General features: G+C 71.2%; 19 protein-coding genes and 3 pseudogenes. 16 read left to right on the top strand and 6 right to left on the bottom strand.

Annotation, left to right across the window (positions count from 1 at the left end; all coding sequences use genetic code 11):
- Positions 1–9: 9 nt before the first annotated feature.
- Positions 10–993 (top strand): methylmalonyl Co-A mutase-associated GTPase MeaB, encoded by a 984-nt coding sequence (meaB, locus tag ACZ6I1_RS20075; protein ID WP_469288943.1) that lies wholly within the window; start codon positions 10–12, stop codon positions 991–993.
- Between the two features lie 15 nt (positions 994–1,008).
- Here meaB and ACZ6I1_RS20070 read toward each other — a convergent pair whose 3' ends face one another.
- Together ACZ6I1_RS20070 and ACZ6I1_RS20065 are read right to left on the bottom strand one after the other, a co-directional pair.
- Complete coding sequence (locus tag ACZ6I1_RS20070; RefSeq protein WP_469288941.1) at positions 1,009–4,287, bottom strand: NACHT domain-containing protein; 3,279 nt, start codon at positions 4,285–4,287, stop codon at positions 1,009–1,011.
- Positions 4,288–4,458: 171 nt separating this feature from the next.
- Complete coding sequence (locus ACZ6I1_RS20065; protein WP_469289161.1) at positions 4,459–5,460, bottom strand: asparaginase; 1,002 nt, start codon at positions 5,458–5,460, stop codon at positions 4,459–4,461.
- A 120-nt stretch (positions 5,461–5,580) separates the two neighbouring features.
- Between ACZ6I1_RS20065 and ACZ6I1_RS20060 the strand changes: the two genes are divergently transcribed.
- The 9 genes from ACZ6I1_RS20060 to ACZ6I1_RS20020 all read left to right on the top strand — a co-directional run bounded on the left by ACZ6I1_RS20060 (position 5,581) and on the right by ACZ6I1_RS20020 (position 13,989).
- On the top strand, positions 5,581–6,036 hold the full coding sequence (locus tag ACZ6I1_RS20060) for an Lrp/AsnC family transcriptional regulator (RefSeq protein WP_469288939.1): 456 nt from the start codon (positions 5,581–5,583) through the stop codon (positions 6,034–6,036).
- Between the two features lie 153 nt (positions 6,037–6,189).
- Positions 6,190–6,624: a hypothetical protein gene (locus ACZ6I1_RS20055; protein WP_469288937.1), complete on the top strand. Its 435-nt coding sequence runs from the start codon at positions 6,190–6,192 to the stop codon at positions 6,622–6,624.
- A 37-nt stretch (positions 6,625–6,661) separates the two neighbouring features.
- Positions 6,662–8,731, top strand: a complete 2,070-nt coding sequence (locus ACZ6I1_RS20050) for a hypothetical protein (RefSeq protein ID WP_469288936.1) — start codon at positions 6,662–6,664, stop codon at positions 8,729–8,731.
- A complete protein-coding gene (locus ACZ6I1_RS20045) occupies positions 8,728–9,258 on the top strand; it encodes a hypothetical protein (protein ID WP_469288934.1) in 531 nt (176 codons plus the stop codon). The genes ACZ6I1_RS20050 and ACZ6I1_RS20045 overlap by 4 nt, the downstream gene beginning before the upstream one ends.
- Before the next feature lie 238 nt (positions 9,259–9,496).
- Complete coding sequence (locus tag ACZ6I1_RS20040; protein ID WP_469288933.1) at positions 9,497–9,952, top strand: helix-turn-helix domain-containing protein; 456 nt, start codon at positions 9,497–9,499, stop codon at positions 9,950–9,952.
- A gap of 278 nt (positions 9,953–10,230) precedes the next feature.
- On the top strand, positions 10,231–10,758 hold the full coding sequence (locus tag ACZ6I1_RS20035) for a regulator component (RefSeq protein WP_469288931.1): 528 nt from the start codon (positions 10,231–10,233) through the stop codon (positions 10,756–10,758).
- Positions 10,755–11,948 (top strand): MAB_1171c family putative transporter, encoded by a 1,194-nt coding sequence (locus ACZ6I1_RS20030; RefSeq protein WP_469288929.1) that lies wholly within the window; start codon positions 10,755–10,757, stop codon positions 11,946–11,948. Before ACZ6I1_RS20035 ends, ACZ6I1_RS20030 begins: the two co-directional genes overlap by 4 nt.
- Positions 11,945–13,114 carry a cytochrome P450 family protein gene (locus ACZ6I1_RS20025; RefSeq protein ID WP_469288927.1) on the top strand — a complete coding sequence of 390 codons (1,170 nt, stop codon included), beginning with the start codon at positions 11,945–11,947 and terminating at the stop codon, positions 13,112–13,114. The genes ACZ6I1_RS20030 and ACZ6I1_RS20025 overlap by 4 nt, the downstream gene beginning before the upstream one ends.
- Before the next feature lie 230 nt (positions 13,115–13,344).
- The gene (locus tag ACZ6I1_RS20020; protein WP_469288925.1) at positions 13,345–13,989 is read left to right on the top strand and encodes a peptidoglycan recognition protein family protein; all 645 of its coding nucleotides are present in this window, start codon (positions 13,345–13,347) and stop codon (positions 13,987–13,989) included.
- Positions 13,990–14,018: 29 nt separating this feature from the next.
- On the opposite strand, the gene ACZ6I1_RS20015 is transcribed toward ACZ6I1_RS20020, so the two are convergent.
- The 3 genes from ACZ6I1_RS20015 to ACZ6I1_RS20005 form a co-directional block, all read right to left on the bottom strand.
- Complete coding sequence (locus ACZ6I1_RS20015; protein WP_469288923.1) at positions 14,019–15,140, bottom strand: sensor histidine kinase; 1,122 nt, start codon at positions 15,138–15,140, stop codon at positions 14,019–14,021.
- Complete coding sequence (locus ACZ6I1_RS20010) at positions 15,137–15,814, bottom strand: response regulator (protein WP_469288921.1); 678 nt, start codon at positions 15,812–15,814, stop codon at positions 15,137–15,139. The genes ACZ6I1_RS20015 and ACZ6I1_RS20010 overlap by 4 nt, the downstream gene beginning before the upstream one ends.
- A gap of 379 nt (positions 15,815–16,193) precedes the next feature.
- Positions 16,194–17,864 carry a phosphatidylglycerol lysyltransferase domain-containing protein gene (locus ACZ6I1_RS20005; RefSeq protein ID WP_469288919.1) on the bottom strand — a complete coding sequence of 557 codons (1,671 nt, stop codon included), beginning with the start codon at positions 17,862–17,864 and terminating at the stop codon, positions 16,194–16,196.
- 476 nt (positions 17,865–18,340) lie between these two features.
- Between ACZ6I1_RS20005 and ACZ6I1_RS20000 the strand changes: the two are divergent.
- From ACZ6I1_RS20000 to ACZ6I1_RS19985, 4 genes and pseudogenes are all read left to right on the top strand, one after another.
- Positions 18,341–18,679 (top strand): annotated as a pseudogene (locus ACZ6I1_RS20000) (TerD family protein); the annotation flags it as partial.
- Between the two features lie 136 nt (positions 18,680–18,815).
- A complete protein-coding gene (locus ACZ6I1_RS19995; RefSeq protein WP_469288918.1) occupies positions 18,816–19,397 on the top strand; it encodes a TerD family protein in 582 nt (193 codons plus the stop codon).
- A gap of 111 nt (positions 19,398–19,508) precedes the next feature.
- Positions 19,509–20,762 carry a DUF418 domain-containing protein gene (locus ACZ6I1_RS19990; RefSeq protein WP_469288916.1) on the top strand — a complete coding sequence of 418 codons (1,254 nt, stop codon included), beginning with the start codon at positions 19,509–19,511 and terminating at the stop codon, positions 20,760–20,762.
- 127 nt (positions 20,763–20,889) lie between these two features.
- On the top strand, positions 20,890–22,146 hold the full coding sequence (locus tag ACZ6I1_RS19985) for a cation:proton antiporter (protein ID WP_469288915.1): 1,257 nt from the start codon (positions 20,890–20,892) through the stop codon (positions 22,144–22,146).
- A 210-nt stretch (positions 22,147–22,356) separates the two neighbouring features.
- On the opposite strand, the gene ACZ6I1_RS19980 is transcribed toward ACZ6I1_RS19985, so the two are convergent.
- Positions 22,357–24,144: an ABC transporter ATP-binding protein gene (locus tag ACZ6I1_RS19980; RefSeq protein ID WP_469288912.1), complete on the bottom strand. Its 1,788-nt coding sequence runs from the start codon at positions 24,142–24,144 to the stop codon at positions 22,357–22,359.
- A gap of 1,002 nt (positions 24,145–25,146) precedes the next feature.
- Between ACZ6I1_RS19980 and ACZ6I1_RS19975 the strand changes: the two are divergent.
- Positions 25,147–25,338 (top strand): annotated as a pseudogene (locus ACZ6I1_RS19975) (SURF1 family cytochrome oxidase biogenesis protein); the annotation flags it as partial.
- Positions 25,337–26,220 (top strand): annotated as a pseudogene (locus ACZ6I1_RS19970) (glycosyltransferase family 2 protein); the annotation flags it as partial. The pseudogenes ACZ6I1_RS19975 and ACZ6I1_RS19970, both read left to right, overlap by 2 nt.
- Positions 26,221–26,448 lie beyond the last annotated feature (228 nt).

Raw genomic sequence — 26,448 nt, 5'->3', positions numbered from 1 at the left:
CGGCCGCCGGTGCCGAAGATCGACATCGAGGCGTACGCGAAGGGCGTGCTCGACGGGAAACGCGCGTCCATCGCGCGGGCGATCACCCTCGTCGAGTCCACCCTGCCCGCCCACCGGGCGCTGGCACAGGCGCTGTTGACGGAGCTCCTGCCCCATGCGGGGAAGGCGCGCCGGATCGGGATCAGCGGGGTGCCGGGGGTCGGCAAGTCCACCTTCATCGACGCGTTCGGCACGATGCTGACCGGGCTGGGCCACCGGGTCGCGGTCCTCGCCGTCGACCCGTCGTCGAAGCGCACGGGCGGCTCCATCCTCGGCGACAAGACGCGGATGGAGCGGCTCGCCGTGGATCCGGCGGCGTTCGTCCGTCCGTCGCCGTCGGCCGGGACCCTGGGCGGTGTCGCGAAGGCCACCCGCGAGTCGATGATCGTCATGGAGGCGGCGGGCTACGACGTGGTCCTCGTCGAGACGGTGGGCGTCGGCCAGTCCGAGACCACGGTCGCAGGCATGGTCGACTCCTTCCTCCTGCTCTCCCTGGCCCGTACGGGCGACCAGTTGCAGGGCATCAAGAAGGGCGTCCTGGAACTGGCGGACGTCCTGGCGGTGAACAAGGCGGACGGCCCGCACGAGCGCGACGCGAAGGCCGCCGCGCGCGAACTGTCGGGCGCGCTGCGGCTGATGCACCCGGCGGACGCGGCGTGGACCCCGCCGGTGCTGACGTGCAGCGCGCGGGAGTCGGCGGGCCTCGACGAGGTCTGGAACCGCCTCGAACAGCACCGCCGGCTGCTGGACGCGAACGGCCGCCTGGCCGCGAAGCGGGCGGCCCAGCAGGTGGAGTGGACCTGGTCGATGGTCCGCGACGAACTCCTGGACCGCCTGCGCTCCGACCCGGCGGTGCGGGACCTGGCCCCCGCCCTGGAGGCCTCGGTCCGGGCCGGCACGGTGACCCCGACGTCGGCGGCGGACCGGATCCTGGCGGCGTTCGGCCGGGGCTGAGCGGGGGCGCTCCCGTCAGTCGGTGTGCAGTTGTACGTCCGGCGGGAGCAGGTGGGCGCCGGGGACCTGCTCGTGTCCCGAGGCGAGCCAGACGTGCCGCAATCGGGGCAGACCGGCCAGGGGTGCCAGGTCGATGTCCCCTTCCGCGGCGACGTCACCGGTGAACCGGCAGCGAGCAAGCCCGGGGAAGACCGCGGGCAGGCGACGGGCGGCCGACTGCAGCACCCGTTCCCCGCCGCCACCCATGAGGGTCAGGTTGACAATGCCCGGGAACGTGACTCCGGCCGGGAGGAAGTCGAACGACCCTGCGGACAGCGTCAGTTGCTCCAGCGCGGTCAGCGCGCCGAATTCCTGCCAGTCGGCCTCCGATGCGGGACTCGAAGCGGGGCAGAGCTCCAGGAAGCGCAGCTGCGCCGCCGCGCCGAGCCCCTTGAGGCCGCGCTCGGGGCTGATACCGCCGGCGACGGTCAGGAGCTCCAGCCGCGCGTCCGCGGGCAGTTCCTGCGGGTACCAGACCAGGCCGGCCGGACCCTGAAGGTCCAGGGACCGCAGCCCCGGAAGGCCGCAGACCGGCCTCAGGTCGAGGTCCGGCCGGTCGGTGGTGATGTCCAGCCGCCGGATCGGCAGGCCGCGGATGCCGGAGATGTCCGTCAGGTCCGGGCACCGGTCGACGGCGAGGGCGTCCAGGGCGGACTGCCCTTCCAGGAAGCCCAGATGGCTCACCGCGGCGTTCGACAGCCTGAGCTGCGTGAGGAGGGACGGACGGATGTGCGCCCCCAGGGCGTCCGGTGACGTCCCGCCCCTGATGTCCAGCCGGTCCGGCCGCAGCCCGAGCCGGGCCAGTTGGCGGAGCTGCTCGTCCGACTGCACGGTGTAGTGCAGGTCGGCCGGGTCCAGGCGGGCGATGACCTGGTCCGCGTAACTCGCGCAGTCGAACCGCGACCAGGCCCACACCAGCTGGGAACGGACCGGCAGGAGCGGGTTCTCGGCGAAGTGGGCGAGGAAGGAGACGGCGGCCTCGGATGTGACGTGGGAGGCCGCGATCACCACCTGGTAGGCGTCCGCCCCGTCCTCGAAGTCCTGTGTGGGGAGGAGGCCGAGGATCAGCGGGCCGACCTCCGCCAGCGCACGCGCCTGGTCCTCGTTCTTCGGGGGGATCAGCGTGGCGGTACGGCTCTCCACGGCCTCGCGGACCTCGGGGGCGAGGCTGGTGGCGTGGTCGAGGCAGGCGGCGGCGAGCAGGTAGACACGGGTCCTGGCGCGCTGGTCGGCGGTGCCGTCTCCCAGGGCGATCAGATCGTTGATGATCCTGACGCGTTCGCCGGGCCTGGCCTGGGCGACCGCCATCCGGATGACGTCCTCCCACTGGTCGTCGGCCGCGTGCTTGGTGAGCAGACCGAAGTCGCCCTCCTCGACGGCGGCCCGGGCGCCCAGGAAGTCCTGGAAGGTGCGGTGGACGAAGTGCACGGTGTCGGGCGCCGGTTCCCGCAGGAGTCCGCTGCGCTGGAGGAAGTGCTCGAAGACCACGGGTGGACCGCCCAGCGCGGCCGCCTCGGGGACGGAGGGCAGGGCCCGGGCGATGATGTCCTCGGCCTGCGAACGGTCCATCTCCGTACGGCCGTTCTTGATGAGCCAGTACGCGAGCCGCTGGAGCAGGTCGAGCTGCGGCTCCTCCCGCAAGTCCGGTACTTTCATGTCCCGTTCGCGGTCGCGGCGGCTGAGCAGCATGGACAGCGCGGCCTCGTAGAGGTCCTTGCGGCCGAGCGGGAGAAAGCCGCGCCGGTCACGGTGGAGGGCGCAGATCAGCCCGCACATCAGGGGGTTGGTCGCGAGCCGTCCCAGATCGGGCTTGGTGCGGACGGCCGTCAGGAGCTGGGCCTCGTACTTCCGGAGATCCGCGTCGTCGCCCGTGCCCGTCCGGGCGGCCCGGTGCCACCGCTTGACGAACGTGGCGATGCCGGCGGGGCTCATCGCGGACAGGGTCAACTCGGTGAACCCGTCCTCGGCCAGCCAGTCCGCGCCCACGGCGGAGGGGCGCGAGGTGACGAGCCAGCGGTTGTCGCCGCCGTACACGGCCATGAGGTTGCGCAGCCAGTCGCGGACCCGCTCCCGCTCCCGGTCGGGGATCTCGTCGATGCCGTCGACGAGGACCAGTCCGCGCCCCGCGGCGAGCACCCGGTGCGCCCAGCCCTCCGGCTGGAGACCCCCGATCGGGCAGCCCGCGGCGGTCAGGAAGCCCTGGGGCTCGGGGAGCCGGTCGCCGTGGCGTGTCAGCGTGCGCAGGGGCAGGACGAACGGGACGCGGTCGGAGAGGTACTCCATCTGCGGGGTGAGCTCCTGGCGGGCGGCCGTGACGGCCAGCCACTGCACGAGGGTGCTCTTGCCGGAGCCGGCCTCGCCCCGGAGCAGGACCCGGTGACTGCCGGCCAGCGCCCGGTCGGCGGGCCGGGGACCGTACACCTCGGGGAAGAGTTCGGGGAGGGAGCCCTCCGGCAGGGCGGCGTCGCCGTGCACGCGCTCGGCGAAGGGATCCCACCGCCGCTCCTCCTGCCCACGGCGCGCGAAGCTCAGCCGCCCCCCGGATCGCGGCAGCGAAGACGCCTCCAGGCTCAGGTACGCGGCGTCCAGCGGCCACCGCGCCGGCGAGTTGCCGAGGTCGATGCCGTAGATCGTCAACTGGCCGTGCCTCTTTTCCACGTACGGCAGGTAGTCCCGCTCGAACGCGGCGTCCCGGATGCCGGGAAGGGGGTCACGGCGGATCAACTCATCGACCTTGGCGGTCAGTTCCGCGACGGACCGGGTCTGCTCCACCAGCGCGTGAGCGACGAACGTCGAGCGCTGCGTGAAGAAGTGCAGGATGTGGACGCAGGCCGTTTCGAGCAGCCGCTCGTAGAAGTACGCCGCGTCGGCGCTCAGTTGCCGCTCGGGCCGGCCTCCCGCGCGGCGCAGCTCACGGGCGAAGGCGGCCCCGCCGAGCCGGACGGCGTCCAGGTCGCTCATGTCGATGTCGCCGAGGGCGTACAGGGTCGTCGCGAGGGCGTCGGCCACCGCCTGGTGTTCGTCGGCGGGGACGGGCCGCTCGCCCGCCCGCAGGGCCTGCTTGACCAACTGGGCCGACAGGTACCGGAGATCGGACCGGGTGAGCGAGCGCTTCTCGCCCTTGAAGGACACGTAGCCGGAGATCCGCACCGGTTTGTCGACGAGGCCGGCCCCGGAGCCTTCCGAGACGAAGAGCTTCTTGACGAGCGGGCCGATGGCCGCCGAGGCGAGCCGGACGGCAGTCACGGGTTCCATGCGTCCCCCTGTAGCGCAATGACCGATGCCCGTGATCCTAATTGGGCAGAAGTCCGCGCGGCGCAATCCGGGTAACCCCTGATGGCGTGGGACGCAGCCGAGCCACATCCAGCCCCGCCGGCGTTTGAGGCGCGGGGTCCGGGGCGGAGCCCCGGCAACGGCGCCGCAGCGCTACGCGTCGACCAGTACCGACCCGGGCGCGCCCAGCACCTCCCGCAGGATGCGGTTCTGCTCGGCCGCCTCACCGGAGGCGAGCAGCGCCGACAGGACGGCGATCCGCGCCTGACCGGCCCGCAGGGTCCCCGTCGGCACCGCGCCCGCCGCCACCAGGTCCACGGCCCCGCCGTGCGTGTAGATCTCGGTGACCGGCCCCGCCATCACCCGCGTGGTCAGCGCGACCAGCACGCCCCGCTCGACGGCGGCCTGGACCGCTTCCACGATCTCGGGGGTCGCGTTGCCCGCGCCCGTCCCGACGAGGACCAGACCTCGCGCACCGGCCGCGACCGCGGCGTTCAGGAGCACGGCGTCCCCGTCGGCGTGGTGCACGACCACGTCCACGCGCGGGGGCAGCTCCGGCATGGCCGGGAGCGCCAGCGGCGCGGGCCGCTGCGGCGTCCGCAGGATGGCGACCTTGCCGAAGCCGATCTTCCCGAGCAGTTCCTCCGAGGGGTCGGCGAACGCGTCCAGCGCCACGGCCTGCGTCTTCACCGTGCCCCGCGCGGCGTGCACCCGCCCCGCGAAGGCGATCAGCACGCCCAGCCCGCGCGTGGTGGCGGCCGTGAGCAGCGCGTCGTACAGGTTCTCCGGCCCGTCCCCGTCCGCGGTGCCCATGGGCCGCTGCGATCCGGTGAACACCACGGAGCGCGCGTCGTGGTGGTGCAGGTCGACGAGGAACGCCGACTCCTCCAGGGTGTCCGTGCCGTGGGTGACGACGATGCCGTCGACGCCGGGGTCGGCGAGGACCTCGTGCACGGTGCGCAGCAGGGTCAGCTGGTGGGCGGTGGTCAGCCGCGGGCTGTTCACGCTGAACAGGTCCACGACCTCGACGGTGATGCCCTCGGGCAGCGGCGCGGTCGCCATGACCTCGCTGCCGCCGGCGTCGGCCGCGAAGCCGGAGCCCTGCCAGCGGCTGGCTATCGTCCCGCCGGTGCTGATGACGACGATCCGCCCCATGGCCGCGGCCACCTCTCCCTCGCACGTATGTACTGAATGGGCAATGATAGAGCGATCTACGCGCAATGTGATTGCTTCTTCCGCCGCCGCTGCGGGCAAAACGGGGGTGATAATTGCTCCATGGACGCCATTGACCGAGATATCTTGCGCGAGCTCCAGGCGGACGGCCGCCTGAGCAACCAGGAACTCGCCCAACGGGTCGGACTGACCCCCTCCCCCTGTATGCGCCGGGTGCGCCAGCTCGAGCAGGACGGCGTGATTCAGGGCTACCGCGCCGTGATCTCCCCCGAGGCGGTGGGCCGCGGCTTCGAGGTGCTCGTCTCGGTGGAGGTCCGCCGCGACCGCGAGGCGGTCGAGGCCTTCGAGGCGGCCCTCCAGGACATCCCCGACGTCATCGAGGCCTACCGCCTCTTCGGCAGCCCGGGCTGCCTGCTGCGCATCGCGGTCGCGGACCTGCGCGCGTACGAGCGCCTCTGGATCGAAAAGCTGACGGCCCTCTCCGGGGTCACGGAGGTCAACTCCCAGATCATCATGAAGCGCATCAAGGAACCCACGGGCCTCCCGGTGGCCCGCTGACCTGGGCTCCCGGTCACGCGGGCGAGCGCGCCGCCGGTTTCCGGAGTGCGGGCAGGAGCAGTCAGGCGGCGCCCCGCCGCCCTGATAGCGTCGAAGAAGTGTGCTGATCGGTGACGGCACACGGACGACGGGCGACGGGGGAGACAGGCCACCATGGGGTTCGAAGAGGACTGGGGCAGGGCGAGGTCCACCGCGGCGGATCAGGCGGCGATGCGGCTGAACTCCGGCCCGCCCCTTGGTCCGGTGCTCCCCGGCACCGGGGACTTCGGATCCAGCCCCGCGGAGAAGAAGGCCGCGGCGAACACCATCGAGAACGACCTGGAGCCGAGCACCAAGAAGGCCGCGGAGCATGCGGACGAGGCTTCGGCCGGCGCGGTCAAGTCCTTCGACGGCTGGAGCACGTCGGCCGGGCTGAAGAAGGCGCAGGAGACCTGGGACCGGCAGGTGACCGGGTTGATGGGCCGGCTGGCCTCGGAGAAGACCGCGCTGCGCGGGACCTCCAACATGTTCCTGCGCAACGACATCGCGACGCGCGAGGGCTTCGGCATCCTGAAGCCGTCCCCGGACTCGAAACTGCACGGAATCTAGGGGACGGGCGAGAACGATGCTGACGTACCACGAGGTCATGACGACCGACTTCGGACAGCTGGCAACGGCTGCGGCCAAGTGGGATGAGATGGCCGGGGAGTTCAAGAAGGTCGAGGACCGCTACCGGGACAGCGTCCAGAAGATCACCCTGGGCGGTCAGGCCTGGACGGGCGTGAGCTTGAACGCGGCCCAGACCAACTTCGCCGGCACCCGCTACGAGTACTCCGCCGCGCAGACGCAGGCGAAGGCGATCGCCAGCCTGCTGCGTGACGCGCACGAGCAGTTCACCGACCTGAAGAAGAAGGTCGAGTCCGCCCGCGACGACGCGGTGAAGGCCGGCATGAAGGTGTCCGACCAGGGCCGGTGCACCTTCGACTTCTCCAAGGCGGACGCGGGAACGGCCAATGCCGCCCGGCACGACCCGGATCTGAAGAACGTCGAAAACTCCTGGTCGCAGCACATAGAGAGCGCGGTCAAGGCCCTCGACGACGCCGACCAGGGCGTGAAGATCGCGCTGGAGGCGGCCTGCGCGGACGGCTACGGCGAAAAGAACGACACGACCTTCGGCACCGGCTTCAACGGCACGGCGCAGGGCGACGTCGAGGTGTATGAGGCACGGAACGCGGAGAGCATCGCGACCCGTCTGGCGGGAGGCGAGAAGATCCCGGCGGCCGAGATGGCGGAGCTTCAGCGCTCCTTCCGCGACAACTCGGGCAAGCCCGAGTTCAGCCAGGTGTTCATCAACGGGCTGGGCGCGAAGGGCACGATCGAGCTGACGAACCGGCTCAACGATCAGATCCACGTGAAGAACCCGTCGAACAAGGCGGACTACACGGATCTGCAGAAGGGCCTGGGGGCCACGCTCGCCTCGGCGACCCAGGACCCGAAGTCGGAGGTATACAAGAAGTTCCGGGCGGACATGCAGAAGGAGGGCCTCGAGCGCCGCAACACCTCCTTCACGGACCTGCGGCTGGAGAAGGCGTACGGCTACCAGTCGCTGGTCACGCTGATGAGCCAGGGCGGCGGGGACTACTCGAAGCAGTTCCTGCACGACATGGGCGACGACATCATGAAGGCGGAGAAGGACCGCGACGACATCTGGGTCATGAAGGGCGGCGAGTACAGCGGCGAGCGGACCGGATGGTTCGCCAACGACCCGATGGACGGCCTGCTCGGCGTGATGAGCCACGACCCGGAGGCCTCGGCGTCCTACCTCAAGGACGAGGACCGGATGAAGCACCTCATGGAGCGCAACTGGGAGGTGGTGCTGGAGGCCCACGAGCACGGCAACTCCACCCACTACTCCGCCGGCCTCGACAAGGACGACCGGGCGGGCTTCGCCGCCGCGCTGCAGGCCGGCGCCACGGGCATCGACCCCTCGGCGGAGAACCCGAAGTTCGTCGAGCACACGGCGGACAACAAGGCCGTCTTCAAGAACACGATCGACCAGTTCGCGAAGGCCGGTGACGACCTTCCCGAATCGCTGCGCGAGCCGATGGCGAACGTCCTCGTCAACCATGCCGGCACGGTGCACGAGGTCACCAGCAGCGTGGACATGCGCTCCCTGCCGGTGCCGCAGAACGACATGTACGAGGTCATCAAGCAGGTCTCGAAGGACCAGGAGGCCTACGGGAACCTGAACTACGGGATCAACCAGGCCATGGTCGCCGACATCCACGAGGCGGGCCAGAAACACCCGGAGGAGTCACTGCTGCGGGCCGGGCGCACGGTGGGCTTCCTGGAGGAGGCCCGCACCGCCGCGGTCGGACCGGCCGAGACGGCCGCCTGGGACGAGAAGTGGATGTTCGACACGGCGATCGGCTACCTGCCCGCCTATGACGCGGAGGTCCAGGCCGGCTTCGACTACGTGGTCGACAAGTGGCTGGCGGACGAGCAGAAGACGATCGATCAGGAGTATGCGGACAAGGACTACGAGGCCTTCCAAAAGCGGAATGGCCAGCTGATGGCGCTCACCGACGAGTGGATGAAGCAGCACGACAGGGACACCGCCCCGCTCGTGCACCAGTCCAAGATGGACGAGGCCGCCGGGGCCGGGGCGGCCCGCGCCAAGGGCGTCGCCACGCCGGAGAGCGGGGCGGCCGGATGAAGCGGGCCCTCGCCACGGTGGCTGCGGCCGCCGTCCTCCTGCCCCTGGCTGCGTGCACCGTCTCCGACGAGGCCCTGCCGGGGACGATCTGCGGCACACCCGTCTCCCCGGAGGTGTCCGGTCCCCTGCTGGCGCCGTACGGGAAAGTCAGGGAGACGAGCAAGGTGGACCGGAACGATCCACAGATGTCCGTGCCCTGCGTCGTCGTCGTGGACGACGAACGTGCGCTCAGTTTCCGGTTCAGCTGGCACGAGGGCACCCCGGGAGACCTGTTGGCCCTCTCCCGTGAGAACCAGGTCTACGGACTGGCAGAGCCCGCCGTGGCCGATCTCGGCTTCGAGCAGGCGGTGGTCGGCAACGACGGTGCCACGGCCACGGCTCCGTGCAAGACCGCGGGCGGCGACCACTTCACCCTGACGGTGCAGGCGAAGCGGGCCTACAAGGAGAACCCGGACCTACGGCCCGCCGTCGAGGCGTTCATGCGCACCTACATGGCGGAGACCCTGAAGACCCTGAACTGCGGCTGACAGGCGCGCCGCGGCCCCGCCGATCCGGATCGACCGAGCCCACCCCCGTGAAGCTCGATCCGACCCGGACGGCGCCGCCGCCACCTCCCCCTCGACACTTCAGTGGCGACGAAGCATTGGTAACGTACACCAGAGTGACTATCCGGCGTCAACCAAAGTGTCGTCGGCGCCAGCCCCGAGGGGTTCGAGGAACACTGTGGTGGGCCTGGGCCCGGCATCACGCAAGGAGGTCGTGTACGTGGAGGATGACCAGTCACCCACCTTCGCCCAACTCCTGGACCACCTCTTCCGCGTGGTGCACCCCCCCTCCCGGGGGCCGTACACCTACGCGGAGGTCGCCGAGGGCATCCGCCAGGCCGCGACCGGGGAGGGGCGCGGGGTGACGGCGAGTGCCATCCAGCAGCTGCGCACCGGCGCCAAACGCAACCCGACGCGGCACACCATCAAGGCCCTGGCGGACTTCTTCGGCGTACCGGCGGGCTACTTCGTCGACAGCGCGGCAGCCGAACGCACCCGGGCGGAGATCGAGCTCCTCGCCGCCATGCGCGATCAGGACGTCCGCAAGGTGGCCCTGCGCGCCAACGGGCTGAGCGTCGACAGCCTGAAGATGCTGTCCACCGTGATCGAACAGGCCCGGAAGCTCGAAGGACTCACCACCGACGACCCCGCGCAGGACCTCAACCTGGACGACTGAACCGCCACCCGGCCGCGCACACCCGGCCCCCGCCCCGCCCCGCCTGCGCGCCCCCCCACCACACCCCCTCCGATCGCTCATCGGCAGGGGGCATCAGGCGTTCCCCGGCAGCGGCCCGCCATCCCGGCCCGCACGACCCGCCCGCACGACCCGCCCGCGGCGCCACCCCGCCCTCAAAACAGAGTCGCGGACATGTCAGCATGGGGTCGCGTGAACGGGCTTCCAGGGAGAGGTCCGATCCGGCCGACCACCCCCGATCGGCGTCACAGAGTGAGGACATGGACCTTGAGCAGCTTCGCGCCACATGTGAGGCGCGCATCGAGGCACTTGGGCTCCCGCACCGCTTCAGCACCCGCGACCTCCGCGACGCGGTCGCCGAACACCGCGGGCGCCCCATCATCCTGCGCCCCCTGAGCACCCTGGGCGCCATGGATGCCCCGTGCGGCATCCGCCTGGAAACCCCGGACGCCGACCTGTTGTTCTACGAGGAGGCCACCTCCCCCCTCCACCAGAACCACATCCTCGCCCACGAGATCAGCCACATCATCTGCGACCACCCCGGCAGCCTGGAACTGGACCAGGACGCCCTGCGCGCGATCGGGTTCAACCCCACCCTCGTCCAGCGCATGTCCGGCCGGACGAGCTACACCAGCGAGGACGAACGCGAGGCCGAGGTGATGGCCAGCGTGATCCGACAACTCATGTACCGGGGACGCGAAGGCCCGTCGAGCCGGCCCGCCAGCGGCACCGAGAGCTGGGACGCGCTGTTCGCCAAGCCACACAGGAAGAAACGCCACCGGAAATGATCAACATCCTGTTCACGGGCACGGCCGTCGTGCTGCTGTGCTTCGCCGCCTACTGGGTGGCGAGAGGACGCGGCGGCCACCGCCCCACCGGAACCTGGGCGATGGCGGCGCTGCTGACCTCGTTCGCCCTCGCCTTCGCCTCCTACGCCCCCGCCGTGGAGCGCGCGGTCGAATCGGTGGTCCCCCACGTCGCCCGGCTGCTCAGCAACACCTTCACCCTGACGGCGGCCACCTCCGTCCTCGCCTTCCTCTTCCAGCTCAACCTGGACCGCGAACGGGCCCACCGGCAGATCCGACTGCGCGTCATCGCCCTCGCGATCGCCGTCGCCGGGATGACCGTCTTCTTCGCCGCCGAACAACTCACCGGCCGCAACCCCGCGTTGTACGCCTGCTACGTACTCATCTACATCTCCTACCTGGGGTACACGGCCAAGGACTTCCTGCTGCAGACCTGGGCCCAGTCCAAGCGCTCCACCCGCCGCAGTCAGCGCTGGGGCCTGCGCACGACGTCGGTCGGCTGTGGCTTCGCCCTCGTGTACGCCGCGTACAAGCTCTTCGCCCTGGTCTCCATCGGCCTCGGCCTCGGGCTCGTACCCGACGGCGCCCGGTGCTCGACGCCGCTGACCCCCTTCCGCTGCACGTTCAGCGTGACCGCGCCCGCCGTCGCCGTCCTCCTCATCACCATCGGACTGACCCTCCCCGCCCTGCTGTGGCCGCTGAGCCAACTGCGCCGCCGCCGCTGGGAACGGAACTCGTTCGCCGCGCTGGAACCGCTGTGGCGGGAGGTCACCGCGGCCGTCCCCGAGGTCGTACTCGACCCGGACAGCACCGAGGCCGACACCCACGACCTCGACTTCCACCTCCACCGCCGGGTCATCGAGATCAACGACTGCGTGCTGGCCCTGCGCCGGTACCGTCAAGCGTCGGTACGGGACGCCGCGGCCGCCGAGGTCGCCCGCCGGGGCACGGCCGACACCCCCGAGGGCGACGCCGAGGTGGAGGCGGCGGTCATCGCCGCGGCCGTCCACGCGAAGCGCACCGGGCTCCCCCTCGACGGCGAGGAGGCCCCGCCCGCCGCCGGAACCCGCTCCCGCAAGGGCGACCTCCCGGCGGAGACCGCGTGGCTGCTGCTCGTCGCGGCCGCCTACGCGCGGCGCCCGGCGCCCGAGCACGCGGGAACGGCCTCGTGACCGCCCCCCGGCAGGACCCGCTGCGCGACCCGCGCTTCTTCACCGACCCCTACCCCACCTACGACCGGCTGCGCGCGGGCTGCCCGGTCCAGCGCATCCCCACCGGATCCGGCGGACACCACGCGTACCTGGTCACCGGCCACGCCGAGGCCCGCGAGGCGTTCACCCACCCCGGCCTGTCCAAGGACACGGCCCGCTTCTTCGCCGACCGGCCCTCGAACCGCGACCTGCACCCGGCCATCGCCCGCAACATGCTGGCGAGCGACCCGCCCGCGCACACCCGCCACCGGCGGGTGGCGACCCGGCTGTTCACCACCGGCCGCGTCCGGGAGCTGCGCCCGTTCATCACCCGGGTCGTGGACGGCCTGATGGCCGGGTGGCGACCCGGCACGGACATCGACCTGGTGGCGGACCTGGCGATCCCCCTGCCGGTCACCGTCGTCTGCGAACTGCTCGGCGTGCCGGAAGCCGACCGCACCACCCTCGCCGGCTGGTCCCACGACCTCTTCGACGCGACCGACACCGCTCGCATCGACGCCGCGTCGCACCGCATCGGCGACTACCTCACCGACATGATCGACAGCTTCCCCCACCACTCCTTCGTCCGTGACTGCGCAGCGGGCGGCCTGGACCGGGACGAGACGATCTCCCTGGCCGCCCTCCTCCTGGTGGCCGGCCACGAAACCACGACCCACTTCATCGGCAACGCCGTCCTGGCCCTCTTCCGCCACCCGGAGGCCCACGACCGCCTGCGCCGCAACCCGGACCTGATCCCCGCCGCCCTGGACGAACTGCTCCGCTTCGACTCCCCGATCAGCGTGGCCACCTTCCGCCACAGCACGCAGGACCTGCGCGTCGGCGGCATCGACATCCCGGCCGGCTATCCGGTCCTGATCGCCCCCGGAGCCGCGAACCGCGACCCCTCGGCCTTCCCCGACCCGAACCGCCTGGACCTCGACCGCGACGCCACCGCCCACCTGTCCTTCGGCCACGGCATCCACCGCTGCCCGGGCGCCCCCCTCGCCCGAGCCGAAGCGGAAACCGCCCTCCACACCCTCCTGACCCGTTTCCCGAACACCCGCCTGGCCGTCCCCGCGGACTCCCTCCCCTGGCGCCAAACCCGCCTGACCCGAGGCCTGTCCACCCTCCCCGTCACGTTGGCCTGACCCCCCGCGACACACAGAACGCCCGCCGCGGCGACCGGCCGGCTGTCACGAAACGGTCATCCTCCGGTCCCATTCCGACATTAATGGTCGGGAAGCATTCCGCTGGAGAACGTCAGTCCAGCAAAGGACCCACCGATGCTCCGCTCCCGACGCGCGACAGCCAGGGCGCCGCGCGCGTGACCCACCGCAAACCGAGGCCGAAGCCGCGAGGGGTGTCACGCCGCACCGCAATGGTCTGCACCAGCAGCGGACTCGTCGCCACTGCGCTCGGCGTCGTCGGCTTCCGCGGGGACTCCGGGCCCGGCGACCGAACGGAGGCGCAGGACGAGGCCGCGGCAGTGCCACCCCCGGCGGCACCGTTCGAACCCGGGCAGGCGTGGATGCCGGACGCCACCCGCAAGCCGCTGGCGGTGAACTTCACTCCGGGCGGGATCAGCGAGATGCGGGGTCTGGTCCTGCACGTACAGCAGGGCGAGAACTCGCTCCACGACCACTTCAGCGACCCGGCGGTGAAGTCCTCCTCGCACTTCTGGGTCTCGCAGTCCGGTGAGATCGAACAGTACGTCGCCGCCCACGACCGGGCCTGGGCGCAGGGTGCCGGCAACCCGTCGTGGCTCTCGGTGGAGACCTCGGGGTTCGCGAGTCGGCCGCTCACCGCACGGCAGGTGGACTCCGTCGCCCGGATCTACGCCTGGGGCATGGCACACCACGGGTGGCCCCTCGAGCCCGCGTCCACACCGCTGGGCCGGGGGTTCGGCATCCACAGCATGGGCGGCCGAGCCTGGGGCGGCCACGCGTGCCCGGGCCCCCTCCGCTCCGCTCAGACCGGGGAGATACTCAGCGTGGCCCGCGGGAGGTATCAAGCCTCAAGGTGATCCGTCCTCGAACTCGCGCCGGCCGATGTTCAGTCGGACCGGGCGGGGGCTCGTAGTTCGATGGTGTAGCCGCCTTCGGGGGTGGGTTCGGCGGTGAGGGTGCCGTCGAGGAGTTCGGCGCGTTCTTTCAGGCCGATGAGGCCGTGGCGGGCGCTGGGGAGGGCGACGGTCGGGCGGGTGGGGGCGGTGTTGGTGACGGTGACGCCGAAGTGGTGTGCGTCGTGCCACAGGTGGACGTCGGCGCGGGCTCCGGGGGCGTGTTTGCGCACGTTGGTGAGGGCTTCCTGGACCGTGCGGTAGATGGTGCGCTGGGCAGTGGTGCTGATGCCGGGAGGAAGCTCTCCGGTCAGGGTGGTCTTGATGCCGCTGTTGGCGATGAGCTGCTGGAGGTCGGCGAGGGTGGGCTGGGGGGTGAGTTCGGTTGTCTTGCCGCCGGAGGCGCGGAGGAGGGTGACCATGTGGCGGAGTTCGTCGAGGGTGTTCGCGCTCAGGGTGCGGATGGTGCGGGCGGCCTCGCGGGCCTCGGGGTCCTTCGCGGCCATCTGCAGGGCTCCGGCCTGGACGGCGATCAGACTGACCTGGTGGGAGACGACGTCGTGCATCTCCCGGGCCAGCTGGGCACGTTCGCGGGCGAGAACGGTCTGGGCGTACAGGGCGCGTTCGTGCTCCCGGGCCTCCTTGACCTCTTCGAGCCGGCGGGCCACGTCGTGCCCGGCCTGCACGAGCTGGCCGAACAGTACGGGGGCGAAGGCCGTGGCCAGCGTGTAGACGAACTGGACGAGTGTCCAGGTCCGGTCGCCGTCGAACGCGTCGGACAGCGGCCAGACGAGGGTGGCCGCGGTGGCGTTCAGCAGGGCGCAGCCGGCGAGCAGCGGGCGGTTGCGGGTGGACGCGGCGAGTGTGTACAGGGCGGCGATCGGCGCGACCGCCACGTCCATGAACAGGGTCATGGGCAGGGTCAGCAGGAAGACGGCCAGCGGGAAGCGCCTGCGCAGGAGCAGGCTGGCGGAGCCTGCGGCAGCGCAGGCCCACATCACAGGGGTGCCCTCGCCCAGGAGGTTGATCCAGGCGTCGAGCGCGGCCAGCACCACGAGCCCCGTGTCGACGGCCCAGGGCGGCAGCCGCCGCCACACTGCCCGGCCCGTGCTCATCGTCCGTTGTCCCGTGCCGTGTCGTCGTTGTGAGTGAGCAGTCCGGCGCGCTCGGCGAGGAGTGCGGCCTGGACACGGCTGGTGACCCGCAGTTTGGTCAGGATCGAGCTGACGTGGTCCTTGACGGTGCCCTGGCTCAGGTGGATGCGGGTGCCGATGTCGGTGTTGGAGAGTCCTTCGGCGATCAGGACGAGGACGTCGCGTTCCCGGTCGCTGAGCAGGCCGACGCGCGAGACGTCCGCGTCCTGGGGTGCTCCGGCCCCCGGGTGGCTGCGGAGCAGCGCGCGTGATGCCTTCGGCGACATGACGACGCCGCCCGCGGCCAGGGTGCGGACCAGCTGGGCGAGCTGTTCGGGCTCGGTGTCCTTGAGCAGGAAGCCGGAGGCTCCCGAGCGCAGCGCGGTGAGGATGTACTCGTCGGTGTCGAAGGTGGTCAGCATGGCCACGTGCGGTGGCTCGGGCAGTTCCTGGACCTGCCGCAGGACGGTCAGGCCGTCCACGTCCGGCATGCGGATGTCGAGGAGCACGACGTCCGGCCGCTCGCGCCGGATCACGTCGGCCGCCCGCCCGCCTTCGGCGGTCGCCACGACCTCGATGCCGTCGGACGCGTTCAGGATCATCTGGAAACCGGACCGCACCAGGGCCTCGTCGTCCACCACCACTACCCGGATCACCGGCGTCCCGCCTCACACTCTCGTCTGCGCTGTCCCGCTGCTCGGCGACCCGTGTATCCGGGGGCCCGCGTGCTCGTACGGGTTCGCCTGACGTCGACCGTACGCCGGGCAGAGTACGCGGTGACGTGATCGCCCACCGACTGTGGACACCTGGGGGGTCGGCTCCAGCCGTTCGGGGGGTGCGCTCCGGCCGGTCGGCAGGCCGGCGGGCGCGGTGTGGCGTGAGCAGCAGCCCGCTGCGGGCCAGGACGGTGCGCCATCCGCGCCGGGCGAGCCTCGGCCAGAGCACGATCGTGACGAGGAACGGCGCCACGCCGCCACAACGGCAAGCGCCAGAACCTTGTTACCGGTGAGACCCATGGGAGCGAGGCGCCGCACGTCAGGCGGACCGCGATCGCCGTCGGAAGAGGGCGGGCAGGCCCGGCGTCGCGACGAAGCCCTCCGCGCGGCCGGCGGCCAGGGCGATCCGCGGCAGTTCGCAGCTCTTCTGGAAGAGGACGAAGCGGGGTTCCCAGACCGGTCGGTACTTGGCGTTCGCCCGGTACAGCGATTCGATCTGCCACCAGCGGGAGAAGAACCCCAGGGTGGTGCGCCACAGCCGCAGGACGGGTCCGGCGCCCAGGCGGTCTCCGCGCGCGAACACCGACCGGAACATCGCGAAGTTCAGCGAGACCCGGGCCAGTCCCACGTCGTCCGCCTGCCGCAGCAGTTCGATCACCATGAACTCCACCAGGCCGTTGTCGCTGTCGCGGTCCCGGCGCATCAGGTCGAGCGAGAGCCCCTTGCTCCCCCAGGGAACGAAGCTGAGCAGCGCGCGCAGTTCGCCGTGGGCGTCGTGGCACTCGACCATCACGCAGCGTCCGTCGTCGGGCGAACCGAGCCTGCCGAGCGCCATCGAGAAGCCGCGTTCGGTCGCCCCGTCGCGCCAGCGGTCGGCGTCGGCCACCAGACGGGCCATCTCCGGCTCGGGTATGTCCTCGTGGCGGCGTACCCGAACGCTGTAGCCGGCGCGCCGCACTCGGTTGTGCGCCTGCCGGACCCCGCGCATCGCGCGTCCTTCCAGGGTGAAGTCCGCGACCTCCACGACGGCTTCGTCGCCCAGTTCGAGGGCGCTCAGACCGTGTCGTCCGTAGATCACTCCCGCTTCCTCGGACGCCCCCATCACGGCCGGGACCCAGGCGTGCGCCCGTGCCTCGGCGAGCCAGGCGTCGATGGCGCCCGGCCACGCCTCGGGGTCTCCGACGGGGTCGCCGGAGGCCAGGGAGACACCGTTGACCACGCGGTAGGTCACGGCCGCCTTGCCGCTCGGGGAGAAGACGGCCGCCTTGTCGCGGCGCAGGGCGAAGTAGCCCAGGGAGTCCCGCTCGCCGTGCCGGTCGAGGAGGGTGCGCAGCCGGGCCTCGTCGTCCTCGGTCAGCACCACCCGGCCACGGGGGCTGCGGAACGCCACGTACAGCACGCTCAGGAAGACCAGCGCCGCCGTCACGTTGAGCGTCCCGTCGACCCAGCCGGGCACCTGGATGAGGCGGGCGGCCCTCTCGGACGGGTCCAGGGTGACGAAGCGGGACAGGACGTAGCCGAGGCGATCGGACAGGCCCGCTCCCGCACCGGTGCCGGTCGCCTGCACCAGCGCCACCCCCAGCGCGCTGCCGAGGACCATGCCGCCGGCCAGGGTGGCGAGCGCGGTCCGCGGGTTGGAGCGGTCGCCCTTCGACGTGAACTCCGTACGCCCCACGAGCAGGGCCAGCAGGAAGAGGGCGGTGAGCGCGGCGGAGGCCCAGTTGACCCAGTGCTGACGGAAGCCGGGTTCCTCGCCGGGCAGGAGCAGCCAGAGGATCATGACCGACAGGGTCAGTGCGGCGAGGACCGTGTTGAAGATCCAGGCCGCGCGCTTGCGCCTGCCCATGGCCACGGCCAGGCCCAGGGCGAGGATCGCGGACACCAGGCCGGCGGTGAGCAGGTACGGGGTGAAGTGCTCGCCCTCGTTGTGTTCCCGGACCCCGTCGCGCAGGGGAACGGACACCACCGCCAGCACATTGAGCAGCGCCATGACACGCAGGTACCAGACGCTCGCTGTGGCCGCCGCGCGACGGCACCGCGGTGTCACCACGGTCGGGTGAGGCTTCACGGCGGAGGTCGGCGGAGTCGTTGATGCAGTCACGTCTACGACATTCGTGAGGATCCGGAGGACCCACCACCCGGCAACCGGCCACACGTACCCCGCCAGGTGGCGGGGGTGGCGGAGCGGCGGCGGTCCCGGTCTGTGACCGCCGCCGAGCGGCGGATGATCCTCCCGCCGCATGGCGGGGGGCGACCGGTCACCCGTCGGATACCGCCAGTCCCAAGCATCGACGAGGTTGGGGGACATGCAAGCCGGGACGCCGTGAGCGTCGGCCCTGTCCGACGGACACCCCCTGGACCGCTGCCACGCCTCATCGCATCCGGTCCGGACGGGACCATGCGGTCCTTCTTCGAGTGCACCCACGTCAGGAGAGAACGTCATGAGTGTTTCGCTGTCCAAGGGCCCTCACCGGGGAAGGCGACGGCGACGACGAGGTCATCAAGGTGAAGCTCGCCACCGTACCCGCCGACGTGGCGAAGATCGTCTTCCCGGTCTCCATCCACGATGCCGCGGCCCGCGCCCACAGCTTCGGCCAGGTGCGCCACGCCTACATCCGGGTCGTGAACCAGGCCGACGGGGTCGAGATCGCCCGCTACGACCTCAGCGAGGACGCCGCCACCGAGACCGCGATGGTCTTCGGCGAGCTCTACCGCAACGGTGCGGAGTGGAAGTTCCGGGCCGTCGGCCAAGGCCATGCCTCCGGGCTCGCCGGTATCGCCCAGGACTTCGGCGTCAGCCTCTGACCCGCAGGACACCCGTCCAGCCGCCCGCCTGTCCTCGCGGGGACATCCCCTCCCCGTGCGGGCGGCGGGCCCTCCCCGCCGGCCGCCGTTCGGGCCCGGCCACATCCTTCGCCTCGACCCACCCCGGGAGTTCCGCATGTCCATCAACCTCACCAAGGGCCAAAGGATCAGCCTGACCACGTCCGACACGACCCCCCTCAGCCACGTACGGATGGGGCTGGGCTGGCAGGCGAGGACGCGCACGGGCCTCCTCGGCAGGCTGATGGGCCCCGCGGCGATCGACCTCGACGCTTCAGCGGTCCTGTACGCGGGCCGGCGGGTCGTGGAGGTCGTCTACTTCCAGCACCTGACCGGCATCTTCGGTGCCGTGAAGCACTCCGGCGACAACCGCACCGGCGGCGACGGGCCGGGGGACGACGAGGCCATCACGGTCGACTTCACCCGGATGCCGGCGGAAGTGGACCAGATCGTCTTCACCGTGAACTCCTTCACCGGCGCGACCTTCGGCGAGGCCGAGAACGCCTACTGCCGCCTGGTGGACGAATCGACGGGGGCCGAACTCGCCCGGTACACCCTGCCCGGCGGCGGCTCCCACACCGCCCAGATCATGGCCAAGATCTCCCGGATCAGCGGGGCGTGGCAGCTGACCGCCATCGGCGAACCCGCCTGCGGGGCCACTTTCCAAGACCTCCTGCCCGCCATCGACCGCCACCTCTGAGCCCGTCCGCCCCGGCCCGCCGGTCGGCGGGGTGGTCCCGGCCGGTCGGCGGGGGTGCCACCGAAGCCTGCCGGATGGTCCGCCTCCCCAGCCCACCGGGAGATTCTCCGTATGACACAGATGCAGCCGCCGCAGGCGACGTCAGCTCCGCGGGAGAACGCCTCTCCCGTGCCCGCAGCCTCGCCCGGCTCCGCGAAACGTTCGGGCGGCCCCTCGATGGGACGCCTGGTCGGCGTGGACCTGGCCCGCGCGCTGGCGGTGTTCGGCATGTACATCGTCCACATCGGCCCCGTCCTGTCCTCCACGCACGGCGTCGGCACCTGGGTCCGGTATCTGTCCGACGGGCACTCGTCGGTCCTGTTCGCCACCCTCGCCGGTTTCTCGCTGATGCTGATCGCCGGCCGTCGTGAGCCGAAGACCGGCCTGGCGGGCCGCCAGGCGAAGGCCCGGATCGCGATCCGCGCCGTGGTCCTGCTGGCCCTGGGCAGCGTGCTGGCGATCGAGCACGGGGGAGTGATCATCCTCGGCTTCTACGGTGTCTACTTCCTCCTCGCGCTGCCCCTGCTGCGGCTGTCCGCCAAAGCCCTGGCGATCACCGCGGCCGGGCTCGCGCTCGTCACACCGCAGCTGGCGTTCGTCCTGAACTCGCGGCTCAGCGAGTCCGTCCAGCAGACCGTCAACGCCTACGACCCGCTCAAGAAGATCAGCGAGGTCGGCGTGCTCGACCTGCTGCTCACCGGCTTCTACCCGACGATCACGTGGATGTCGTTCGTCGTCGCCGGTATGGCGCTGGCCCGCCTGGACCTGTCGGCCGTCTCCGTTCAGCGTCGCCTGGCCGCGCTCGGCGCCGCCCTGACCGCCGGCGCGTACGGCCTGTCCCTGCTCCTGGCGGGCAAGGACGCTCTGCGCAGCATGGCGGAGGACGGGAAGTCGTCCGCCGGGTTCGAGAAGGCGTCGTCCTTCGACAGCGGATCCTTCGACGCCCCCCAGCGGGCGGCCGCGGACCTGCTGTCCGCCGGACCGCACAGCGGCACCACGTTCGACATCATCGGCAGCGTCGGCGTGGCCATCCTCGTGATCGTCGGTGCGACGGTGCTCATGGACCGCCTGCCGCGCCTGCGCAGCCTCGCGAAACCCGTCATCGCCGTGGGCACCATGTCCCTGACGGCCTACGTCGGCCACTTCCTCGCCCAGTCCATGCTCGGCGTATCGGCCGGCGAGAGCACCCAGACGTCCTGGGTCCCGGTGCTCACGTTCATCCTCGGGGCGATCGTGTTCGCCGCGGTCTGGTCCCGCTTCTTCCGACGCGGACCGCTGGAGGCGCTGCTCAACGCCACCACCAAGCCGGCGAAGTACGTGCGATGACACCGGCCGGGGCGGGTGGTCCTTCACCGCCCGCCCCGTCTCCGACGGCCCTCGCGCGTGCTTCTCGCGCGGCAGGGCCCGGCTCCTCTTGCTTCGTACGTGTTGTCGCCCCGGAACCGGAATCCACATGACCTTCGTCCTGATCGTGATCACCGCAGTGGCAGCCGGGTGGGCGCTCGTCGCCCGAGGGCTTGAGCGCGGGCACGTCAGAGCCCCTGTGGTGCTGGTCCTCGCGGGCGTCGTCACCGGGGTGTTCACGCACAGCCAGCTCGCGGTCACCCTCAACTCCGAGATCGCCCAGCACGTGGCCGAGGTCATCCTGGCGGTCCTGCTGTTCGTCGACGCGACGGAACTTCCGGGCGGCCGGCTGTTCGGCAATGATCCCGGCGCGGCCGTGCGCACCCTGCTGGTGGCGTTGCCCCTGAGCCTGGCCGCCGTCGTCCTGCTCGGCTCGCTGATGCTCCCCGACCTGCCCGTGGTGATCCTCCTGATCATCGCGTGCATCATCGTCCCCACCGACTTCGCCCCGGCCGAGACCCTCGTACGGGACACCCGCATCGCGGCGCGCGTCCGCGATGTCCTCAACGTGGAGAGCGGCTACAACGACGGCATCATCTCGCCCGTCTTCCTCTTCGCCCTCATCCTGGCGGGCTCGACCGCGCAGGCACAGACCCCCGCGCAGGCACTGGGCACGGCCGTGCCCTTCGCCGTGAAGGCACTGGCCGTGGGCGTGGCCCTCGGCTCCCTGCTCGCATGGCTGATGACCACGGCCGACCGCAGGCAGTGGATGACCGGACAGTCCCGCCGCATCCTCGTCCTGGTCACACCGCTACTCGTCTACACCGTGACGGTGGCGGTCGGCGGCAACGGCTTCGTCGCCGCGTTCGTCTGCGGCATCGCCTTCCGGTACGTCCGGCAGACCCCGGCCCGGCGACACGAATTCCGTGCCCCCGACGCTGCGGACTTCCGCCTCGTCGAGGACACCAGCTCGATCATGACCATGTGCATGTGGTTCTTCTTCGGCAACGCCACCGTGCTCGCCCTGAGCGAGGGCGTCGACGTGCCGACCGTGCTGCTCTGCCTGGCCGCGCTCACCGTCGTACGCGTCGGTCCGATCCTGTTCGCCTTCCTCGGCTCGGACTTCACGCGGCGCGAACGGCTCATGATCGGAGCCCTCGGCCCACGCGGCACCACATCGATCGTGTTCGGCCTGCTCGCCTTCAACGCGCTCCCCGACGGTCCCTCCGCGGACACCGCCCTGTACGCCATGACCATCACCGTACTCGGCAGCGTCCTGCTCCACGGCCTCGGCTCGACGCCCCTCGCCCGCCTGCTCACCGCCCCCGTCCCCGCCTCCCCGGTCAGCCCGGAGAAGGTCCGCTGAGTACCTGGGCCGACCGGGTCACGCCTCGGCTGCCCGGAGGAGGTCGGCGAAGGCGGTGCACGCCACCGGCTCACCAAGGGCCTTCATGCGCCTTCATGGCCCAGGCGCCGCCGGCGCGGGTCACCTCCGCCATGAGCAACGAGCGAGCAGTGTGCGCTCCAGCAGCGCTGCCCCCGCCATGCGGCGGGGGCAGCGCTCGGGCCACTCCTGTCACCCGGCGGGGCGCCCCGCCGGGGTCAGGAGCTGGGTCGTGGCGAGCCGTGCGTACAGCTCGTCCCGGTGCACCAGCTCCTCGTGGGTGCCGATCGCTCGGACCGTGCCGGCGTCCATGACGACGATGCGGTCGGCGTCCGTCACCGTCGACAGGCGGTGGGCCACGACCAGGACGGTGGTCTCGCGTGCCGTCTCGGCGATGACGTCCCGCAGCGCCAGCTCGTTGACCGCGTCGAGCTGCGAGGTCGCCTCGTCCAGGAGCAGCAGCCGGGGCCTGCGCAGCAGTGCGCGGGCGATCGCGACGCGCTGGCGCTCGCCGCCGGACAGCTTCGAGCCGCGGTGCCCGACCAGCGTGTCCAGTCCGTGCGGGAGACGCTCGACGAGCGTGTCGAGCCTGGTCCGGGCGAGGACGGCACGGATGTCGTCATCCGTCGCGCCGGGCGCGCTGAAGACGAGGTTCTCCCGCAGCGTGCCGGCCAGAACCGGTGCGTCCTGCTCGACGTACCCGATGACGGACCGCAGTTCGGACAGCGGCCACTGCCGTACGTCCTGGCCGTCGACCAGGATGCGCCCGCCGGTCGTCTCGTAGAACCGCTCGATGAGCGAGAAGACCGTCGACTTGCCCGCGCCCGAAGGCCCGACGAAAGCGGTCATCCCGGCGCCCGGCACCTCGAAGTCCACGTGCTGGTGGATGGACGGCAGGCCGGGCCCGTAGCGGAAGGACACGTCCTCGAAGCGGACCGACGCCGGACGCACCTCGGTCCGCACCGGCTTGTACGTGGCCGGCGGTTCCGCAGCCAGACGGTCCACCTCCTTGATCCGGGAGATCGCGGCCGCGCCTTCCTGGTACGCGGAGGCGGCCTCGACCAGCTTGTACACCGGCTCCATCAGGTAGAAGAGGTACAGCAGGAAGGCGATCAGCGTGGAGACGGGGATGTCCCCGGCGGCCACCCGTGCCCCGCCCACCGCGAGCACCGCGAGGAACGCCAGCTCGACGGCGAGGTTGTCCGCCGTTCCGAGCAGGGCTTCCCATTTCGCGCCGCGCACGCCGTGCCGCCACGCCCGCCGGGCCGACGCCTCGATGCGGGCGGTCTCCCGCTCCTCGGCGCCGGACGCCTTCACCGTACGGAACGCGCCGAATGCCCGCTCCAGGCCGGTGGACATCTCCCCGACCGCGGCCTGGGAGCGCTCGGCGGCCTGCCCGATCTTCGGCATCACCAGGGCGGCGCCCGCGCCGACGACCGTGACCACGACGAGGGTGACGCCGAGCAGGACGGCGTCCAGGAAGGCCATCACCACGACCGCCGCGATCAGCGTCAGCGCCCCGGTCGCGGCGTTGACCACCGCCTGGGTGCTCACCGCCCGCAGCAGCGTGGTGTCGGAAGTGACGCGGGACATCAGATCGCCCGGCTGCATCCGGTCCACCGCCGAGAGCCGCAGCCGCAGCAGCCGGCCGATCAGGCTGCGGCGCGCGGCCAGAACCACCGACTCCGCAGTCCGCTCCAGCACATAGGCGCCGAACGCCTCGGCCACCGTGCTCAGCAGCACCAGCACGGTCAGGGCCAGCAGGATGGCGGCGAGCGTGCCGCCGGACGAGAGCCGGTCGACCAGCACCTTCGTGGCCAGCGGCTGCAGCAGCCCGCCGGCGGCGCCCACCAGCGCCAGCAGCAGACCGAGTACGACGGTCCACCGGTGCGGACGGACGTACCCGTACAGCGCCTTGAGCGTCTCGCGGACGCGCAGGGACTCGGCACCCGTCGCCTCGGGGGCGGATGCGGTGTTCACAAGATTCCTTTCCCTGGTCTGCCCCGCACATGGTCAGCGGTGGGGCGGCACCGGCCCGCGGAGTACGACGGGTCATGCCCCAGCCTGGAACCTCGGGCGCTCCGTCGGCCATCCGGCGATCGACGGGTGGACCCCCGCCAAGTGGCTGCAGAAGCGGGCCCATGGTCTGACCAGAGGAACACAGCGCCGACGGGGTCGTCCGTCCAGGCCGGCAGCTCAGCGATCCGAGCGTCCGGCTGCGCGGCTGGCGGCCCGCCCGGGAGGGTGCGCCAGGACGGCCGGCCCATGCACCGTGAACGGTGCCGTCCGCTCCCGTGGCGGCGTCAGGACCGGTGATGACGCCGACGCCTCCGATGGCGCCCCACTGGTGAGCTTCGTCGTTGACGCCAGGTGGCACCCTTGTCGGTGGAGCGCGAAACGCCGGTTGGGCCCTTGACGGTCGATCAGGTAGCGGGCCCGGCAGGAAACACCGGGCGCGGCCTTGCCGAAGCCGAACACGGATGCGGACCGCACCCGACGCGCCCGCGTTCGACCATCTCGCCCGGCCTCCCCGCTCCACGAGCCGAGGATCTCAGGCGCTTTCTCGAGCGCCGAAACCCACCTCAAGGTGCCTACGACCACAGAGCTGAGAGCTCCCCTCGGCGGTCGCCGAGCACGCACGCCGACCCATCACACACGTAACGCACACTCACCAAAGCCGCAGATCAGCGGCCCTTTTCGGTCGGCTCCAGGATCGCGACGCACTCCATGTGGTGGGTCATCGGAAAGAAGTAGTGACGCACCTGCAGGACAAAACAGCAGGTCAGAGGGCCGCACCACTCTAGCGACGGGACCCGTGCGTCAAACCAGCGTCACAACGGAATATGGAATGGCGCGCGATGCTCCCAGCACAAGGCTCTGCAACCGCTGGCGAGCGCTTGCGCGGCGGCATACAGCCGCCGCCAACTTACTCTGCAAGAGCGCAACGACCACTGATGCGGTGCACATCCTGCCGACCCAGAGTCCGTCCCCTTCTGCATCTTCATGGGGACCTGGCAGCTCGGCCGCTTCGAGGACCGCGTCGACAGCCACCGGGACGCGGCGGCCCCGCTGTCGGCCGCCGAGCGCACGGCCGCCCCGCTGGAATCCTTGCTGCCCGTGGACAAGAGCACCTCGGGGCGGACGGCGACGGTCACCGGGACATACGCCGACCAACACCCGTAACGCCGCCGCCTCGTTCGACCTGCTCGTGATGGTCGACGGGGACACCGTCTTCGAGCCGGACGTGGTCCGGCTGATCGTGCAGCCCTTCGCCGATCCCCGGGTCGGCGCGGTTCCGGGCAACGCGAAGGTAGTCAACCGCATCCGGCTGCTGGGGCGTTGGCAGCACATCGAGTACGTGGTCGGCTTCAACCTCGACAGGCGGCTCTTCGACCTCGCCGAGTGCATGCCGACCGTGCGCGGCGCGGTGGGCGCGTTCCGGCGCGAGGCTCTGATGCGGGTGGGCGGGGTGAGCGGCACCACCCTTGCCGAGGACACCGACCTCACGATGGCGCCGTGCCGGGACGGCTGGCGGGTGGTCTACGAGGAGCGGGCCAAGGCCTGGACCGAGGCCCCGGCCTCGCTGGGCGCCCTGTGGAAGCAGCGCTACCGGTGGTGCTACGGCACCTCCCAGGCCATGTGGAAGCACCGCGGGGCCCTCGTGCAGCGCGGCCAGGCCGGCAAGTTCGGCCGCCGGGGCCACCTCCACCTGCTGATGTTCTGATGTTCCAGGTGCTGCTGCCACTGCTGGCGCCGATCGTGGACGTGTTCGCCGTCTACGGGCTGATCTTCCTCGACCCGGTGCGGATCGTCGGCCTGTGGCTGGCCTTCCTCGGCGTCCAGGTCCTGATGGGCCTGTACTCCTTCCAGCTCGACGGGGAGAAGGCCGGCCCGCTGTGGAGCCTGCCGCTCCAGCAGCTCGTCTACCGCCAGCTGATGTACCTGGTGGTCATCCAGTCCGTCTGCACGGCGGTCGCCGGCTCCTGGCTGCGCTGGCAGCATATGGAGCAGTACGGCAGCCTGCAGGTCTCGGTCGCCTCAGGCGACTCCCGCTGACCGGCCCGGCCGTACCTGACCGGGCCTGGTCAGGTACGGCCGGGCCCGCCCGGCTCACACTAAGCCGCAGTCGCTCAGTCAGTCACTCGGGTGGTCACCTAGGTGGATCTGACCTGCCACTACGAAGTTGGGATGGCGGGATTTGAACCCACGACCTCTTCGTCCCGAAGCATTCCGGGTCGACGGGCGAGCTGCCCATTCTACGGTGCTGACCTGGGGGGCAAGGCT

The sequence above is a fragment of the Streptomyces sp. NPDC046303 genome, from assembly GCF_055588085.1.
This window is presented reverse-complemented; position numbering and strand designations above follow the sequence as displayed.